This is a genomic window from Aeromonas sp. Prich7-2 (assembly GCF_017939255.1).
GTDB lineage: Bacteria > Pseudomonadota > Gammaproteobacteria > Enterobacterales > Aeromonadaceae > Aeromonas > Aeromonas caviae.
The window spans coordinates 1-293 of sequence record NZ_JAGKRI010000229.1; the positions used below are offsets into that span (position 1 = coordinate 1).

A 293-nucleotide genomic window follows, 5' to 3' on the forward strand; every position below is an offset into this window, starting at 1 on the left:
TTCGGCCTCACCTTAGGGGTCGACTCACCCTGCCCCGATTAACGTTGGACAGGAACCCTTGGTCTTCCGGCGAGGAGGCTTTTCACCCCCTTTATCGTTACTTACGTCAGCATTCGCACTTCTGATATCTCCAGCATGCCTCTCGACACACCTTCGCAGACTTACAGAACGCTCCCCTACCACTCACACTTAGTGTGAATCCGCGGCTTCGGTGCCTGGTTTGAGCCCCGTTACATCTTCCGCGCAGGCCGACTCGACTAGTGAGCTATTACGCTTTCTTTAAATGATGGCTG

The 293-nt window shown here is 54.3% G+C and carries 1 rRNA gene; it reads right to left on the reverse strand.

The features are described from left to right. Positions 1-293, reverse strand: a 23S ribosomal RNA gene (locus J9892_RS21340); the annotation flags it as partial.